The following is a 16,645-nucleotide window of genomic DNA, read 5'->3' on the forward strand; positions in this document are numbered from 1 at the left end:
TCATTTGCTCTCTGTTAACGGGCGGAAAGGCCTTAGGAAACCTTCAGAATTTCCGGCCATAGCGCTTCGTTCTGCTTGGTGAAGGCTTTCAGATGGCCAACTTCCTTCAGCTCAAAATCTGCCGGATTAAGGGTCTGCCGAATGATCTGCGCGTCTTTGTACAGCGGTTCCATACGGTCGATGGAGGCTTTGGGTGCCGTTTCATCATCCGTGAAGCCGATGATCTTGATCGGACCCTTGTAAGGGTTCGGGTTCATTTGAGGGAGAACGCCGCCAATATCACTGGAATAGAATGTGGGAGACGTACACCACTTGCGCCACTGCCAGTAAACACCGGCTGGCACATCAGCTCCAAGGCCGAGGGCCTTGCCCGGTAAATAGCCTTTCAGGCGTGTTGCGATTGGGCCCAGCAGGTACCAGAACAGGATGACCATGAAGAAGTATGGCAGGTGGTGATCGCGCCAATAGACCTGCCCGCAGGCCACGGTGGTGACCTTATCGACCTTATCCAGATTGGAATGGAAGGGCAGCATGAAGCCGCCGAGGGAGTGGCCGATAACGTGTTTTTGCGGCGTGTCCGCCAGCTTCAAAAGAGCATCAAAAGCGGCCTGCTGATCGCGCAGGCCCCAGTCTGCCATGGTGGCGGAGGAGTTGCGCGGGTGAGTTTGCTTGGATGCGCCGAAATCCCGGTAATCGTAGGTGAGGCACAGGTGGCCTTGTTCGGCAACCCAGCGGGCGAACCGGGCATAAAACAGCTGCGGCACGCCGGTGGCGCCGTGGATGATGACAGAGGACTTGGGATCCCCTTTGGGCCAATAGGCTTTGCCAGTCAGTGTGGCGCCTTCACTTGGAATTTTTACTGTTTCCACGCGCTGCTCACTTTCGGCCATCATGTCTTCCAGTTGCTTCATTGCCATAAACACTCATCGCTAAAACAGTTCATCTGTACGTTCAAACACTTGATCTGCTTTAGCTCTTGTTTTTGCGTATCTTTATCCGAATACCATCAGTCACTATCGGAGATACTCTGCAGATAGCCGCATAGGATCATATATTAACGTATAGGTAAAGCTGAAAGGTAAAATATATCCCGCGCTTTTAAGAGAAGGTTTCATGAACTCATTCGCGGGAAACAGCAGGCTTCTTAGGGCTTTGCATAGGCCCGTGCTCTGCGATCAGCTGCCGGTTTTCGTACCGGCGACCCAGAATTCGTTGCGGCGGGCGGTGATACGTTCGGCGACGAAGTCTACGAAGAGGCGGACGCGGGCGGTGTTGCGCAGGTCGCGGTGGAGGAGAAGCCAGATGCTGCGGTATGGCATTGGTTTCTGGAACGGGGCGCGGATCAGTGTCGGATGTCTGTCGCCCAGATTGCAGGCCAGATAGGCCATGCCAAGACCTGCAGCAGCCAGTGAGATGAGCGGCACCAGTTCTGAGACTCTGTGCTTGAGTTTTGCTTTGGGGTAACAGCCGTTCAGGATCCACGGTGCGGTGGTTTCCCCCTCTGCCTCATGCCAGCCGATGAAGTTCAGGCCTTCACCGCTGTTGTCCTTGATCCGCTCGGCGTACTCGCGTGTGCAGTAGGCGGCCTGAGACATCTGCACCAGCTTGCGGCCCACCACATCCTGTGTGACTTCATCAGCAATCCGAAAGCCGACGTCAGCTTCGCGCCGTGTCAGGTCAGCCACGTTGTTGGTAAAGTTCAGATTCAGGTCGATGTCCGGGTACTTTTCAGCAAACAGCACCAGATCATCCATGATAGACGTCATAGCCAGACCGTGGGGCATGGTCACGTGGATGGTGCCCTGAGGTTTGGCATCCCGGCCGACGATGATGCGGGAGGCGGTGGCCATCTCGTCTTCCACACGCTCGGCGTAGGGCAGCAGGGCCTCGCCCAGTTCCGTCAACACCAGTCCGGCTTTGGAGCGATCGAACAGGCGGCTGCCGACACGCTCTTCCAGCACCTCCAGCCTGCGGGCCAGAGTTGTGTGGTTGACGCGGATAAGCGTTGCGCCCCCACGGATGGTGCCACTGCGGGCCACAGCAAGAAAATACTTCAGATCATCCCAGTTCAATGAATAGTTTTCCTGCATGGTTCTGAGCGTTTCCTGCGGTTCAAATTTGGAACATAGCGTCCAGTTTTACCCATCTACACTTCAAAATTCAACCAGACTAGATTTTCTGCATGAGCAAATGAACAGCAGGAAACCTAGAGATGTCTCCGATCAAATCCGTTTTAATTACCGGTGCGAATGCAGGGTTGGGCCGTGAGGCGGCTCGGCAGCTTGCAAAGGTCAGCACTATCGAAAAAATCTATCTCGCCTGCCGCAATGAGGCCAAAGCAAAGGCTGCCAAAGCAGCTCTTGAAGCAGAGGCAAAGCGCGAGATCTTCGAGATCATCCTCATGGATGTGATGGACCCCGCCTCTGTGCGTCACGCTATCAGCCAGATGACTGCACCAGTCGATGCGCTGGTTCTGAATGCTGGCGGTGTGGGAGGCCGGTCTCCCAATGGCATGACCACACATGGTGTGACCAACATTTATGCCGTGAACATGCTGGGGCACGTGGTGCTGGTGGATGAGATGCTGGAGCGTCAGCTGATCACGTCCACAGTGCTTTACGCAGGCTCTGAAGCTGCACGCGGCATTCCAAAGATGGGTGTTACCCGCCCAGCGCTGAAAGACGCGTCCGTTGATGAGTTCCGCGCCATGGCGGATGGGCGCACGTTTACTGAAAAGAGCGACCCGATGGATGCCTATGCGAGCGTTAAGCTTATTGGCGCACTCTGGATGTCGTCCATGGCACGGCAGCACCCGCATGTTCGCTTTGTGACCATGAGCCCGGGCGGCACCACGGGCACCAACGGGTTTGACGATATGCCTTTCCTGAAAAGGCTGTTCTTCAAGCATGTGGGCGGTTTTCTGATGCCTCTGCTGGGCATGATGCATGGCGTTGAAGATGGCGCCAAGCGTTACGTGGACGGCATTCTGGATCCGAAGTTCAAGAGCGGTGTTTTCTACGCCAGTGCTGGCGAAGGTGCTGTTGGCAAGCTGGTCGATCAAAGCACTCTTTTTGCTGATCTTGGCAATCACAGTTTTCAGGACAACGCCAATCAGGCTGTCCACCAACTGGTCTCATGACCTGAAGCAGCTTGCCTGCATTCCTTCTTACTACGCGTATCTGCGAGACCCCGTTTCCATTCCCCGGAGATACGCCCAATCCTTTTAAATGGAGAGATACAATGGAAATCGCATATCAAATTATGGTTGGCGCCCCGACACTTATGCTTCTTGGCCTGGGCACCGTTTCAATGTTTGCCCCTTCCCGCATGACCAAAAATTTTGCGCTTGAGCCGATTGGCGTGGCAGGGCTGAGCACCATTCGCTCCGTCATTGGCGGGCTGTTTCTGGCAAGCGTGGCGCTGCTGATCACCGGTTTTGTGACGGCACAGCCTCAGGCTTACGTTGCTGTTGCGATTTTGCTGGGAGTTGTGGCGGTGGGCCGTGTGGTTGGCTTGATGGCTGATGGTTTTGTGAAAGAGGTCATCCCACCATTGATCGTGGAACTGGTCCTGATCGCTGCCCTGCTTGGTGCGTTCTTCCGCCCGTTCTGAGTGCGGACATGAAAAAGGCGGCAGAGCTAGAGTCCCCCTATACCCTAGCTCTAGCCGCCTGTCATTGCGGGTTGTTGCAGGCCCCCTTCCGTCCTTAGAAACCTACAACCCACACATCCGGCTAGATGTCACTGTTATTCCTTGCTGATGTCCGCATCCATTCCAGCGATTACGCTATCAGCTGGTTTGTTACGTGAAGCAAACTCAGAAACCACAACCATCCCAAGGATTGCCAAGAATACACAAATGAATAATGCCAAGCCGAAAGTCATAGTCCCTCCACCTCAATGACAATCAAAGCGTAGATAGCAAATTGACCTATGTCAATACGAATTTATAATTTGACTAATGTGAAATTTACTCATGGTCACAACGGATATTCTTTTTGCATTTCATTCTGCGTTGCACAATTTAGTATAATTATTTCTTTTATTATTCTTATGTCTATTTCTTCTAGCGTTTCACCTGCCTTTACTCAGCACCATAGTACATATACGTAGAATACCTAAGTTAAATCGATTTAGATTGCACTCGAAAATCGAAAGCTTTTGCAGCGCGAAAACGTGGGTTAAGCTCATGCATCAGCTGACCACCCATATTTTTCGGAGGTACTTTCATGCCCATGCCTCAGGAATATCAACTCGCATCACAACAATACGAAGCCTTCCTTCTGGATGCCATGGAATCGATGGATCTGGTGACGCGCAACCGCACCTACACCTGCGTGCAGGCCACGTTGCTGGCGTTTCGGAACCGTTTGACCGCAGAGCAAGTGCTGGCCTTTGCCGATACCTTGCCTGTCGTGTTGCGCGCGATCTTCACGTCTGGCTGGAGCCGTGACGACTTTAACCCGGAGTTCGGCACCATGGAGGATTGGGTGGCGGATGCCAAGGCGTTGCGCAGGCTTCACAACTTCTCAGATGACAAAACCCCGGCAGGCGTCGCCAAAGTCCTGCACCGCCATGTCGATCTGCCTCATTTTGAGCAGGTGCTGCAGCAGATCGGCCCTGATGCCATGCGGTTTTGGGGATTTGAGAGCACTGCTGAAGCAGAGGCCTCCTAACGGGCAATGCTTTCCCGAGCTTTTGCCGCTGTCGTTCCAAAATGCACTTTGAAGTCCCGGCTGAACTGCGAGAGGCCCGGTAGCACATGTGCTTCATCACAACGGGCGTTTCAGTGGAGACCTTGTTTATTTGGCTCATGCCTATAAAAACTTAAGCATGATCCAGTGGTCGATGTGTGCTGAACTTCAGCGCAGAGTTTGAGCTATCGGCTCTTTGTAGATCCGGGTGGAAGGACGGTTCCACTGGGTTTGCGCTTTCGACCACACACCTGCCACGGCTACAGAGGGTATTGACCGTGACCGACTTTCTTATTCTCGCCTTTGTCTTTCTGGTTGCGGGCGTCATCTCTGTGCCTATTGCCTCGCGCTTCGGCCTTGGGTCAGTGCTGGGTTATCTGATTGCCGGCGTTGCCATAAGCCCGATCCTGTCGGGGCTGAATGTGGATGTGGTTGGGGTTCAGCATTTTGCCGAGTTCGGCGTGGTGATGATGCTGTTTCTGGTTGGGTTGGAACTGGAACCCAAGATGCTTTGGTCCATGCGCCAGCGCTTGCTTGGGCTTGGCGGATTGCAGGTTGGGCTGACCACTGTGCTGGTTATGGGTGCGGCCATGTTGCTGGGCCTCTCCTGGAATGTAGCGTTGGCGAGTGGCGTACTGCTTTCGCTGTCTTCAACTGCCATCGTGTTGCAAACATTGAGCGAGAAAGGCTTGTTGCGGTCAGACGGAGGACAGGCCAGCTTTTCCGTGCTGCTGTTTCAGGACATTGCCGTCATTCCAATCCTTGCGCTTCTACCACTGCTCGCGATGCCGGAGTTTGCTGGTGTTGCCGGAGATGTTGCTAGTCATGGTGCGCATTCAGGCGCTGAAGAAGGTGGCAGCTTAAGTCTGGTGGAGGACTTGCAAGGCTGGCAGGCAGCCTTGGTTACGATTGCTGCGATTGCTGTTGTTATTGCAGGCGGGTTTTATCTCACCCGGCCTATCTTTCGCTACGTTGCCATGGCGAACCTGCGAGAAGTTTTTGTGGCGACTGCGCTGCTGTTTGTCATCGGCATTGCGTTGCTGATGACTCTGGTTGGGCTGTCTCCAGCGCTGGGAACATTTCTGGCCGGTGTTGTGCTTGCAAACAGTGAGTATCGGCATGAGCTTGAGAGCGATATCGATCCGTTCCGCGGTTTGTTGCTTGGGCTGTTCTTCATCACGGTTGGCGCTGCCATCAACTTTGAGCTGCTGCTGGCTAATCTGGGTGTCACGTTGCTGCTCACAATCGGCCTCATCGCGATCAAGCTCTTCGTGCTTTTGGTGCTGGCGCATCTGTTTCGGCTTAAGGGCAGTGCCAAGTGGTTGTTTGGTCTCAGCATGGCGCAAGCAGGTGAGTTTGGCTTTGTGCTGATTTCCTTCACGGTGGCCAATCATGTTCTGCCGCAGGCGATTGCTGATCAGCTGTTGCTGGTTGTTGCTATATCGATGGTTCTGACACCGGCGCTGTTCATCGTGTATTCGCGGGTGATCCAGCCACGGCTGGCCTCCAAGGATGAGTTGCCTGTCGATGAGATTGCTGAAAAGAGGCCGATCATCATCGCCGGGCATGGTCGGTTTGGTGGTGTCATCAATAACATGATGCGGACAGCTGGCTACAAGACGACGGTTTTGGATTACTCCTCTGCTCAGCTGGAGATGCTGCGGGCTTTTGGTCTGCGCGTGTTCTTTGGGGATGCGACACGGCCTGATCTACTGCATGCTGCAGGGATTGCTGAGGCTCGCTTGTTTATTGTTGCGATTGATCAACGGGAGGCTGCCACGGAGTTGGTCCGCCACGTGCGCAAGCATCATCCGCAGGTGCGCATAGTGGCGCGGGCAGTCAACCGGCATCACGTCTACGAGCTTTACGCAGCCGGCGCCCATCATATCATCCGCGATACCTTTGATAGCGCCGTCCGCGCGGGCCGATCTGCCTGGGAGGAGCTGGGCATTCCCAAAGACAAGGCCGAGGAGATGGCACAGGACTTCGTCAAAGAAGACAAGCAGGTTCTCAGAGAGTTGGCAGAGCATTATGACCCGACCGTGCCAGCCCACGAAAACACCGAGTACATCAACCGCGCCCGTGAGCTGATTTCGAAGCGGGATCAATAGGTGGAGACCTCAGGACGGCCTTGTGACGACACAAAGCAACATCGGAAAACCTGTGCCTTCTATCGCAGGTTCGTTGACTGGGTTTGGTGGCTGAGGCAGGGAGACAGGGCTTTGCCAGCTTTCCCAAAGGTTTGGGGCTTATTGTGGCTGGGTGTTCTTTGATTGAGTGATGTGAGCTAGACGTTTTGAGTTTGTTTTTTAAGCACTGCGGGCTGGTCGTTTGCTTGTTGTTGGCAGCCTGCAACGGTGAAGACCAGACGACCGCGGTTTCAGATGTGAGTGCGACCAGTGTGGCAGAAAATGTTGTCAGTGCCTCTCAACCGCGCTCTGTTGTTATCGAGAGTATGCAGGTTGCCTGGCAAAAGGCATTGGCATTGGAAGAGCAGCTTGGGTCTGAGTGGAGCCTGATGTCTGTCACGTTCACTGAAGTTGATCCGCAGAGCCATGCGCCCATCGCCTCCCCGCGCCTTTCCGTGAAAGAAAGGTTGTCGCTGGCAGAAGCGGCGATCAGGCAAGCACCGGGGTGTTATTATCACGGCTATGACCCTACCACCAATGCAGTTGAGGGCTTCATGTGGGAGGAGCTCGACAACATCATCGTGGTGTTGGCTGAGTGCTGATCGAGCTCACTCTGATACGCCTGCTGCTTATTTGAAGACGCAGCGATTGATGGCTGGCTCTTTACCATCCAGCTTTTTCGAAAGGATCTTGGCTACACCCAGTGGCGCACCAACCATCAGCTCCGTTCCAGTGGAATTGACGGATTTGACCGAGCAAAGCTTATCGTGGAACGAGCTATCACAGCAGGTGCCGTCGCTGTTGCTGTCACCGGGGGCGCATAGCCATGGGCCAGCAATCTGAAAACCTGCCTTGGGGCTAGGCACTGCCGGGCAGGAGCAGATGATCTCGTCTTCCTTCACCGGTCCGATCCCCGGAAAATCCTTGCCTTGCGTGCTGTTGAAGCAGAAGCCGCCATCACATTGCGCTGAGTAGCCAGCAGGGGCATCCTCACTGTTGGGGCAGGTGTACATTGCCATGGGTTCGCCGAGCTTCTCGCTTTCAGGATCGTAGTCGCTTTCCATCTGGCGCGGGGTGGCATAGGTGCTCACGGTGAAGCCGTTGTCGATACCGGCCTTCAGCAAATCGCAGACGTCCTTCTTCTCACCATTCTCTTCATAGTGAAACGGCAGCGAAATGCTCTGTTCATTCAGCGCATCACATTTGCAGTAAGCCACTGTGTCGACTGTCCAACATTTGGCGGTGGCACACAGAGCGAAAGCGTTGGGCTCATCCTGCGATACCGGGCATTCCTTGAACAGGCTTGGATCTGTGCTGGTGTCCGCACTGGTCTCAGCCTGAGCTAAGCTGCTGGTGAGCATAGAGAACGTGATTACGAGCCCCAGCGTAGCTAATTTGGAAAGGGATTTCAGCGGCATGTGTACTCTCCTTTATGGATAGAACCACTGCCGCCTCACGGGCTCATACTCAGAGGTTCCCAGATGCAGGCGAAGGTGCAGTGCTGTCATGTCGCTGAGTGGCAGAATGCGTGCTTCGTCAGGTGTGAACATCAATCAATCCGACGCCCCTCACCCACCTTCACGATGCCGCTTATTGCTCTTGGATCATTCCGGGCATCACTAGCTGGCACATCTGCATTCAGGATAGTCGGGGGGATCAGACACAGACGTGACGCTGAAGGTACACTGAGAAGCGCGTGAGATAGTTGTATGATGGAAACATGAATCCCAACATAAAGACGACCCGCGATTTCTGCTTGAAATATAGGGGGTTATATTTGGTGAGGAAGGGTTGGTGGGCTTACCCGCTGTTCCCGCTCACCTGAAGAGCTCTGTTTAAAGCAGAACTCTTCAGGTTGGTTTTGTTGGTGGGGCCCGGAAGTCAAGCTTCCCGCGATCAAGTTAAGTCGTGCACAGAAATGAAGTGAGATTGCTTAAAGAGGGCTAGCACGCGGCGGCTACAACTTCTGTATCCAGTCAGAAATGGCCCGGCCAATCTCCTCAGGGTAATCTTCCTGCACGAAGTGCCCACCAGGCCCCAGATACACGCTTTCCAAATTCTTGAGTGACTTTTGCAGTGTCTTGGCTTGCTCCATAGAGATAATTGCTCCCGGAGATACATGCAGCATCAGTTTTGGCAGGTCACTTTCTAAAAGCCAGGCATTGTTTGCTTCTGCTACTTGCGAAACATAGGCCGGGCTGCCGGCAATCGGGATCTCCCGGATCCAATCCAGAAGAATTTTACGAGACTGTGCGTTCGGGTAATATCTATTGTATTCAGCCATAACCGCTTCAGAAATGGCTCCGTTCGGACTTCCATGTCGCATAAACTGATCCAGCAGCATGTTCTGCTCCATGATCATGTCCTCGCCAACACCCGGCGTTCTTACAGCGCGCATGAAGTCTGCAAAGCCGCCCATAGCCTCATAACTGGGATAAGGAATAAACGGCGGTGTCATGGCTTCCATAAAGACGACGCCAGATATCTTCTCCGGACGTGTGCGGGCATACTCAAAACCGAGGCCAGACCCCCAGTCATGCACGACTAGGACAGCGTTCTCCAACTCAAGATTATCCAGAAAATGGAACAGGTATTGCGAAGATTCTTTGTAGGTTTCTTCCATGCTTGGTTTGCCGCTGTCTCCCATCCCCATCAAATCTGGCGCAATGGCACGATTGGTTTTGGCAACGTGAGGGATAATATTGCGCCACACGAATGAAGAGGATGGGTTGCCATGCAAGAACACGACGGGCCGTCCCTCTCCCTGCTCTACGTAAGCGAGCGACTCTCCCAATATACTCATGTGTTTTTTGCTGGGTGCGGCAGCATCACTTGCGAATAGCGTGGTTGGGGTCAGCAAAGCCATTGTAAAAGCAGCGGCTGCGGACTTGATAAATGTGCGACGTTCCATGTCTAAGCTCCTTTTGTCTTCTGAAGAAAAACTATGTTCTTTTTCTGAAACGAAAAATCGCCTATTTTGAAACTAAGTGTTTCATCTGTGATACAGGGAGCTGAGTGCTGTGGCGTTGGTAGATTGGGAAATGTTGCCATACTTTCTGGCGGTTGCGCGTGCAGGCAGTTTGCGGGCCGGGGCAGACTTACTCAATGCAAATCATGTTACGGTCGATCGGGGCATTAAATCTCTGGAGGCGAGTTACGGGGTCCAACTCTTTACGCGCACCAGTCGTGGCTTTGAAGTGACGGATGCAGGCGAGGAGTTGCTGCCGGTCGCAGAAGAAATAGAAAAACTCATCACGACCGCCCGCCACCGGGTGGAGGGACTAGACAAAACAGAGGCTGGAACCATCAGGTTTTCGCTTCCACCCGTTCTAGCGCACGATATCATTGCACCGATCATTGCCAAGTTCTCGAGCACATATCCTGAAATCAACGTGGAACTGCGCCTGACAGATGCGCAGGAAAGCATAAGCCGATCTGAAACAGACATCTCGCTGCGGGTCGCCTACGAGATTGATGAGGATACCATTGCCCGCAAGCTCTACCCGATGGCGATTGGTACTTTTGCAAGCAAAGAGTACCTCAAGGCCAATATGCCAGATGCTGGCACGGGTGGGTCTGGGCTGAACTGGATTGGATGGACTGGTCCGGGCAGCTCACCTGGTTGGGTAAGCCAATCTCCTTTCCCCTATGCCTCACTCCGTCACTCCTCTGGAGATGGTCTCATGCTGCTGAGCATGGTTCGCCAAGGCTGTGGCATGTCGAACATGCCAGTGTATTTTGCCAATGTGTATCCCGAGCTCGAGCAAGTGCCGGGAACAGAACCTCAACTTGCCTATTACCTATGGATTTTGCTCCATTCTGACTTGAGACGAACCGTCAGAGTCCGGCGGTTCGTCGACTTTCTGGCAGAAGAACTGAAAGCCCTTCAACCACTGATGCAGGGCAGTCTGTACAGGCCCTGAGCTTTGTGGTTGGTGTGGTATCTGAGGTTCCTTGGGGGTGAGAAAAGTTTTCAAGGCAAAGCGCATTGCACCATCCGAATGAGATTAATTTACAAAACACTCCGAACCTGCCTCGCAGCGAGTCAGGTTGTGTTGCTTTTTGCACCTGTTGTTGTCATTCCGAAGTGCGCTTTGGAATCGCAGTTAAACTGAGAAGCGTGAGAGGCAGTTGTATGATGGAAACATGGATCTCGACATAAAGACGAATTACGATTTCTGCTTGAAAAATAGAGGAGCATTTATGTGAAGATAATTAACATTATACAAATCACCACAAGAACATCCCTCAATAGGCTATTTACTACAACATTCACTGCTTTTAAATTTTATTAATAATTTAATCAAAATCACCTCACCCAAATAAATAGCTTAATAAAATTAAGTATTTTACTCAAGCCATAACAGCAATACCCACCCTAAACTCATCAACTAAAGTCGCGAATACAATTTGGTCGTCACGTATTCTTCTTAAATGGTATACAATTAAGTAGAATCAACGACAGAGTAACTTTGAGACATATGGCAGATAAATCTTACTTAAGGGGTACCCACAGAGCAGTTCCGCCATCAATTACACTGGAACGTGTTTTACCTCATTTGGATAGATATGGGATTACGCGGGTTGCAGATATCACTGGCCTTGACCGAATAGGCATCCCTGTTTTCGCTGCTTATCGGCCTAATGCACGCTCTGTCTCAGTATCCCAAGGTAAGGGATTGAGCAAATCAGCGGCCAAGATCTCCGGAATAATGGAAGGCATTGAGATTTGGCATGCTGAGCATATCAAAAAGCCACTACGCCTCGCGAGCTTTAGCGAAATGTCCGAGGATGTAGCCGTAGTCAATGTTAAACAGCTACCCGCCAAGAGCACTAGTCGCTTTCATGACCACATGCCAACTCTTTGGATAGCTGGTACCGATTTTACAAGCGATGATGAAAAATGGGTACCTTATGAATCCGTACACTCGAACTTCACATTACCATTGCCCAGTGGAAGCGGCAGTTTTCAAATAAGTACAAATGGCTTAGCGAGCGGTAATACTTGGTTTGAAGCGGTAAACCACGCAATTTCCGAAGTTGTTGAGCGAGATTGCATGGCACTTTGGGCATTGCGAGGAGGTCCATCAAACCCCAATGATCGGGTTGATCTTACAACAGTTCAAGATCCAGACTGCCGTAGCGTAATTGATATGTTGGAAGCCGGAGGACAAGCTGTTGGAGTCTGGTCTGTCACAAGCGATATAGGTTTACCTGCATTTGCCTGTATAATAGCGGATCGTATCCCCAATCACCTAGGAAGACACTATTACAGTGAAGGTAGCGGTTGTCACGTTAAACGCGAAATTGCGTTGCTTCGTGCCCTTACTGAAGCTGCCCAAACTCGTCTAACCTTTATTTCCGGAGCCCGCGATGATGCTCATCGTGACGTCTATCTTTCCATGCGTGAGCCTTCAAGAGTGAATAAGTACCTCACGTGGATTAATGAACCAACAGCAGCCCCATCTGTTCATTTTGGAGCTACGCCTACCTTTGAGACAGCTTCTTTTGAAGCGGATGTTGAAATTCAAATCAATCTATTGCGTGAGGTAGGCCTGAGAGAAGTCGTTACTGTTGATCTAGAGGGGAGAACTCCCGGAATTGAGGTGGCAAAGGTCATCATACCTGGCTTGGAAGGTATTCATGATGCACCAGGTTATGTTGCTGGTCGCAGAGCACAAGCACAGCAACAAACTCTCACTGGAGAAGCGGCATGAAACCAGTTGTCTTTCTCGGCCCAACTCTGCCTCTTTCCGAAGCAAAAAAAATGCTTGATGCGGATTACAGGGCTCCCGCTTCTCAGGGTGATGTATATAAAGCGGTCAAAGATGGTGCACGCCTGATTGGCATTATTGACGGATACTTCGAACGCATCCCAGCAGTCTGGCACAAAGAAATACTATATGCACTTGATCAAGGTGTGCGAGTATTTGGTGCATCAAGCATGGGGGCATTGCGTGCTGCAGAGTTGCACCAGTTCGGAATGGTAGGTGTCGGCTCTGTGTTTGAAGCCTATAGAGATGGGCAAGTCGAAGACGACGATGAAGTTGCCATCGTACATGGGCCACCAGAACTCGGTTACCCCTCCCTTTCAAATGCCATGGTCGATATTCGCGCCACTTTGAGTAAAGCCAAGACTGAAAGGGTAATTAAGGATGACTTTACACATACATTTCTAAAAGTCGCAAAGTCCCTGCATTTCTCGCAGAGGTCTTATGATCGTGTTTTTCAGGATGCTAAGTTACCCGCAGAAGAATGCGTTTCTTTTCGTCGTTGGTTAGAAACAGGGCGCGTCGAAGCAAAACGTACAGATGCACTTCAGATGCTTCGAGATATCGCAAAATGCGCTGAACAAGAACTATTTGAGTATCAAGCACAGTTTGCATTTGCGCATACTGACACTTGGGAGCGTATGATACGTCAGATAGAACCGGCGGTAGATGGATTAGCCTACGAGGAACTGTTAGAAGAGCTAAGATTAGATCCCGATACGTACAAAACAGCTATCGAAATAGCACTAGCACAGGTTTTGGCGGAACGTGAAGCTTCTCGGGCGTGTGTTATAGCGAAACCGGATGAGTTTGAGCGAAAGTTTGCCGAGTATCTTGTGAGCCGCAATATTGTTCTACCTCAGGACATTAAGAGTTGGATGTCAGAACAAGGCCTCAACGAAGATACCTTTCAAATATTTATAGAAAAACATCAACGAATTGATGTAGTTAAAGGATTATTGCACGCTGACATAGTTCGGGCACTACCCGATACACTGCGTGACTTAGGTATCTTTGGGAAACTCAAAAAACGTGCCGAGGATAAGCGCGAATATCTGGCGAGAAAAGGTTTATCAGGCATCGAAGCTGCAACATCTGAGCTAAGCTCTGACGATCTGCTAGAATGGTATTTCACAAAACATCTTGGCGCTAGCGTACCGTTACATCTAGACGCCTATATTCGTTCACTTGGCATTGACTATCAACAAGCATTTATAGAAGCCATATTTAGAGAGTTTCAATATCATCAAAAAGAAGAAAGCAAGATCATAGAAAAAGGTTTTGTATTCGATGATTACGACCAAGATATGCTGATCGCTTTAGATGGCGAGTATTATCATATTTCTGAGGAAGATTGGAAATCACTCCCATCAAGCCCAATCGCAGAAAATGAGAATATTGCGAGCCTCGTCACAAATGGTGCAACAATAGCAAAAATTGACCATCCAACTAAAGCAAATGAGCAAGCTATATTACTGAACATTGACTTAGTTAAAGGAATTGAGTGAGCAAGAATTGCCAATTTTAAGGAAAGGGAGAAAATTTCACATGAGCCGAGATATTATTATCGCGCATCAAGGCCGTTACTACGAGCTTTCTGGGAGTAAGATTACTTCCTTACATAAACGCAAGATCAACCACAACAATCGTGTTGCTGATCTTGTTTCAGCAGGTGTACCGCTTGCCAGCATTCCCAACCTACCAGGCGATGATGTGTGCAGCGCAAGAATGGCCACCTGCTTTTTGTTGAATATGGATGCTTTAGACGATTAAGGAAGATAAGGAGATTTCATGTGAGCCAAAATATTATTATTGCACACCAAGGTCATTGCTACGAACTTTCTGCGGGTAAAATTAAGTCTCTTCATAAACGCAGCGTTAATCAGAACAGCCGAGTAGCAGATCTCATATCAGCAGGGGTTCCACTTGCCAGCATCCCCAACCTGCCGGGTGACGGCACCTCCAGTTCTTTGATGGGCACCTGCTTTTTATTGAACATGGATGCTTTAGGCGACTAAAAATTTTGGAGAATCTTGTATGAGTCGAGATATCATCATTGCACACCAAGGTCATTGCTACGAACTTTCTGCGGGTAAAATTAAGTCTCTCCATAAACACAGCGTTAATCAGAACAGCCGAGTCGCAGATCTCATTTCGGCAGGTGTACCCCTTGCTAGTATCCCTAACCTACCGGGTGATAGTGCGTGCAGCACAATGATGATGACCTGTTTTTTGGTAAACATGGACGCTCTGGACGACTAAGTAACTGTGAAGGCTTAAGTACCTGCCGCCCCACCCCGATGTCTGCAATAGCCTGCGATTTGTGACGAGTTTTACAACTACAACAGTTGGCAATATCTCCCTTACCTGGACAGGTTTGATTGCTAGCGTGGCCCTTAATCGACCTTAACCGCATCTTTCTTGAAAACACCCCAAACCTGCCTCCCAGCGGGTTTGGGGTGTTTTGTTTGGGTCGGAACAGCAGAAAACTTGCCGCAGCCGGGAAGAGCTGCGGCAAGTCTGCAGCTGGCAGCAAAGGGCCAGCTGAATGATTGCGGGAGCTTTGGCAGAAACCCGCAATCAAAATTTGCCCCGACTAAAAGTCGTGTTTCTTGCGATCTTTTCAGAGCGCCTAAAGCAGTTCGGTTCCCATTAGATCGATTGAACTGCTCTAGTTTTTTGCTTCTGCGTGTCTTTGTCTGAAAAGCATTTCGGCCTTTCAGTCAGACGCTTAGCCGAAGATCGGCAGGTTACCGGTCAGTTCAAACGCAGTGATGATGAACACCAGGATACCGAAGCCGAAGACCATTGCCTGACGGGCGTTACCGCCTGGGACCTGGTACATGTTCGGGTTCCGCTCGCGGCAGATGCGCACCATGACGATTGGAGCCAGCAGAGAGAAGATCACCAGAACCACGCCCGCATAACCGATTGCAGCGATGAACCCGTGAGGGAACAGGATTGCAAGGATGATGGTTGGGACGAAGGCGATGCCGACTGTCTTTGCTTTACCGGCAACGGTCGCTGTGTCGAACTTGAACAAGTCAGAGATGTAGTCATACAGGCTGAGGGACACACCCAGGAAGGATGTTGCAACAGCCATGTTGCCGAAGATCTGCAGGATGACAGAGATGTTGGCACTGATGCCAGACTCGCTCAGAGCACCGATGATGTTACCGATGTTGCCACCTTCTGCGATGATTGCAGGGAAGTCATCACGGGAGATGTTTCCGAATACTGCGAACATCCAGAGGAAGTAGAAGAAGCCTGCAAGGAAGATTGCGATCAGCAGCGCCTTGCTGGTGCGCTTCGCATCCAGCCCCAGGTAGTTGGTAACAGTTGGTACGGTGATCTGAAGACCGAAACTCGCCACCAGGAAGGAGATGGTATAGAACGCATATGGCATGCGATCACCAAGAGAGATCTCCGGGAACAGGTTGGCTGTTGAGGAGTTGCCGATCAGTGAGCTCAGGCTGATCATGAAGGTGATGATCATACCGCCGATGAGAACGGTGTTCACACGGTCAACCGCTTTAGTTCCCATCATCACAATCGACAGAAGCACGACTGCGAAGATCAAACTCGCGACCCCGGATGACATGTTCACGTCACCGAAGATGGACAGCGAGTATGTGATGATTGAGCTACCGCCTGAGATGTAGGCGTAGGTCAAAACATAGCACAGGAAGGCAACGGAGAGGCCGTTTACGATGCGGCCAAAGTTGCCGATGGTGCCCTTTGCAAGGCTGTCGTAGTTGGAGCCTTCAGGGAAGTGCAGCGTGACTTCCATGATGTACAACGATGCGGTGTGCATGATGTAACCAACGACGATCATCAGAACCAGACAGACGGTGAACCATACACCACTGTTGGCTACTGGCAGCGAGAACATGCCCGCGCCGACGGCGGTGCCAGCAGCGATCACACTGGCGCCCAGGATAGTGCCCTGACTTTTTTTGGTAGTTTGCGGTTCAACTGTCTCTGCAGCTGGAACCTGCTCAGAAGCGATGGTCATAGTGAGCCTCCCAACTCCGGCGTTTTGCCGTGACCAA

General features: G+C 51.3%; 15 protein-coding genes. 10 read left to right on the forward strand and 5 right to left on the reverse strand.

Annotated elements, in window-relative coordinates; translation table 11 throughout:
- Positions 1-32: 32 nt before the first annotated feature.
- The gene (locus AC3CB2_RS17550) at positions 33-917 is read right to left on the reverse strand and encodes an alpha/beta hydrolase family protein (protein WP_352934841.1); all 885 of its coding nucleotides are present in this window, start codon (positions 915-917) and stop codon (positions 33-35) included.
- 258 nt (positions 918-1,175) lie between these two features.
- Positions 1,176-2,090, reverse strand: coding sequence for a LysR family transcriptional regulator (locus AC3CB2_RS17555; RefSeq protein WP_352934844.1), 915 nt, complete (start codon positions 2,088-2,090; stop codon positions 1,176-1,178).
- 122 nt (positions 2,091-2,212) lie between these two features.
- Between AC3CB2_RS17555 and AC3CB2_RS17560 the strand changes: the two genes are divergently transcribed.
- From AC3CB2_RS17560 to AC3CB2_RS17580, 5 genes are all read left to right on the forward strand, one after another.
- On the forward strand, positions 2,213-3,139 hold the full coding sequence (locus AC3CB2_RS17560; RefSeq protein WP_352934846.1) for an SDR family NAD(P)-dependent oxidoreductase: 927 nt from the start codon (positions 2,213-2,215) through the stop codon (positions 3,137-3,139).
- A 101-nt stretch (positions 3,140-3,240) separates the two neighbouring features.
- Positions 3,241-3,612, forward strand: a complete 372-nt coding sequence (locus AC3CB2_RS17565; protein ID WP_352934849.1) for a DUF4345 family protein — start codon at positions 3,241-3,243, stop codon at positions 3,610-3,612.
- Between the two features lie 616 nt (positions 3,613-4,228).
- On the forward strand, positions 4,229-4,675 hold the full coding sequence (locus AC3CB2_RS17570) for a DUF2267 domain-containing protein (RefSeq protein WP_352934852.1): 447 nt from the start codon (positions 4,229-4,231) through the stop codon (positions 4,673-4,675).
- Positions 4,676-4,971: 296 nt separating this feature from the next.
- The gene (locus AC3CB2_RS17575; protein ID WP_352934855.1) at positions 4,972-6,804 is read left to right on the forward strand and encodes a cation:proton antiporter domain-containing protein; all 1,833 of its coding nucleotides are present in this window, start codon (positions 4,972-4,974) and stop codon (positions 6,802-6,804) included.
- A gap of 185 nt (positions 6,805-6,989) precedes the next feature.
- Entirely contained in the window at positions 6,990-7,424 is a 435-nt protein-coding gene (locus AC3CB2_RS17580) for a hypothetical protein (RefSeq protein ID WP_352934857.1), read from the forward strand.
- Positions 7,425-7,451: 27 nt separating this feature from the next.
- On the opposite strand, the gene AC3CB2_RS17585 is transcribed toward AC3CB2_RS17580, so the two are convergent.
- Together AC3CB2_RS17585 and AC3CB2_RS17590 are read right to left on the reverse strand one after the other, a co-directional pair.
- Complete coding sequence (locus AC3CB2_RS17585) at positions 7,452-8,240, reverse strand: hypothetical protein (RefSeq protein ID WP_352934860.1); 789 nt, start codon at positions 8,238-8,240, stop codon at positions 7,452-7,454.
- A 539-nt stretch (positions 8,241-8,779) separates the two neighbouring features.
- Positions 8,780-9,733 (reverse strand): haloalkane dehalogenase, encoded by a 954-nt coding sequence (locus AC3CB2_RS17590; protein WP_352934863.1) that lies wholly within the window; start codon positions 9,731-9,733, stop codon positions 8,780-8,782.
- A 109-nt stretch (positions 9,734-9,842) separates the two neighbouring features.
- On the opposite strand from AC3CB2_RS17590, the gene AC3CB2_RS17595 reads away from it, so the two are divergent.
- The 5 genes from AC3CB2_RS17595 (at position 9,843) to AC3CB2_RS17615 (ending at position 14,611) form a co-directional block, all read left to right on the forward strand.
- A complete protein-coding gene (locus AC3CB2_RS17595; protein WP_352934866.1) occupies positions 9,843-10,745 on the forward strand; it encodes a LysR family transcriptional regulator in 903 nt (300 codons plus the stop codon).
- 558 nt (positions 10,746-11,303) lie between these two features.
- Complete coding sequence (locus AC3CB2_RS17600; RefSeq protein ID WP_352934869.1) at positions 11,304-12,539, forward strand: YcaO-like family protein; 1,236 nt, start codon at positions 11,304-11,306, stop codon at positions 12,537-12,539.
- Complete coding sequence (locus AC3CB2_RS17605; RefSeq protein ID WP_352934872.1) at positions 12,536-14,101, forward strand: TfuA-like protein; 1,566 nt, start codon at positions 12,536-12,538, stop codon at positions 14,099-14,101. Before AC3CB2_RS17600 ends, AC3CB2_RS17605 begins: the two co-directional genes overlap by 4 nt.
- A 40-nt stretch (positions 14,102-14,141) precedes the next feature.
- Positions 14,142-14,366, forward strand: coding sequence for a hypothetical protein (locus tag AC3CB2_RS17610; RefSeq protein WP_352934875.1), 225 nt, complete (start codon positions 14,142-14,144; stop codon positions 14,364-14,366).
- A gap of 20 nt (positions 14,367-14,386) precedes the next feature.
- Positions 14,387-14,611 carry a hypothetical protein gene (locus AC3CB2_RS17615; protein WP_352934877.1) on the forward strand — a complete coding sequence of 75 codons (225 nt, stop codon included), beginning with the start codon at positions 14,387-14,389 and terminating at the stop codon, positions 14,609-14,611.
- Between the two features lie 713 nt (positions 14,612-15,324).
- Here AC3CB2_RS17615 and AC3CB2_RS17620 read toward each other — a convergent pair.
- Positions 15,325-16,608: an amino acid permease gene (locus AC3CB2_RS17620; RefSeq protein WP_008553051.1), complete on the reverse strand. Its 1,284-nt coding sequence runs from the start codon at positions 16,606-16,608 to the stop codon at positions 15,325-15,327.
- Positions 16,609-16,645: the final 37 nt, after the last annotated feature.

Source organism: Pseudovibrio sp. SCP20 (assembly GCF_057774105.1).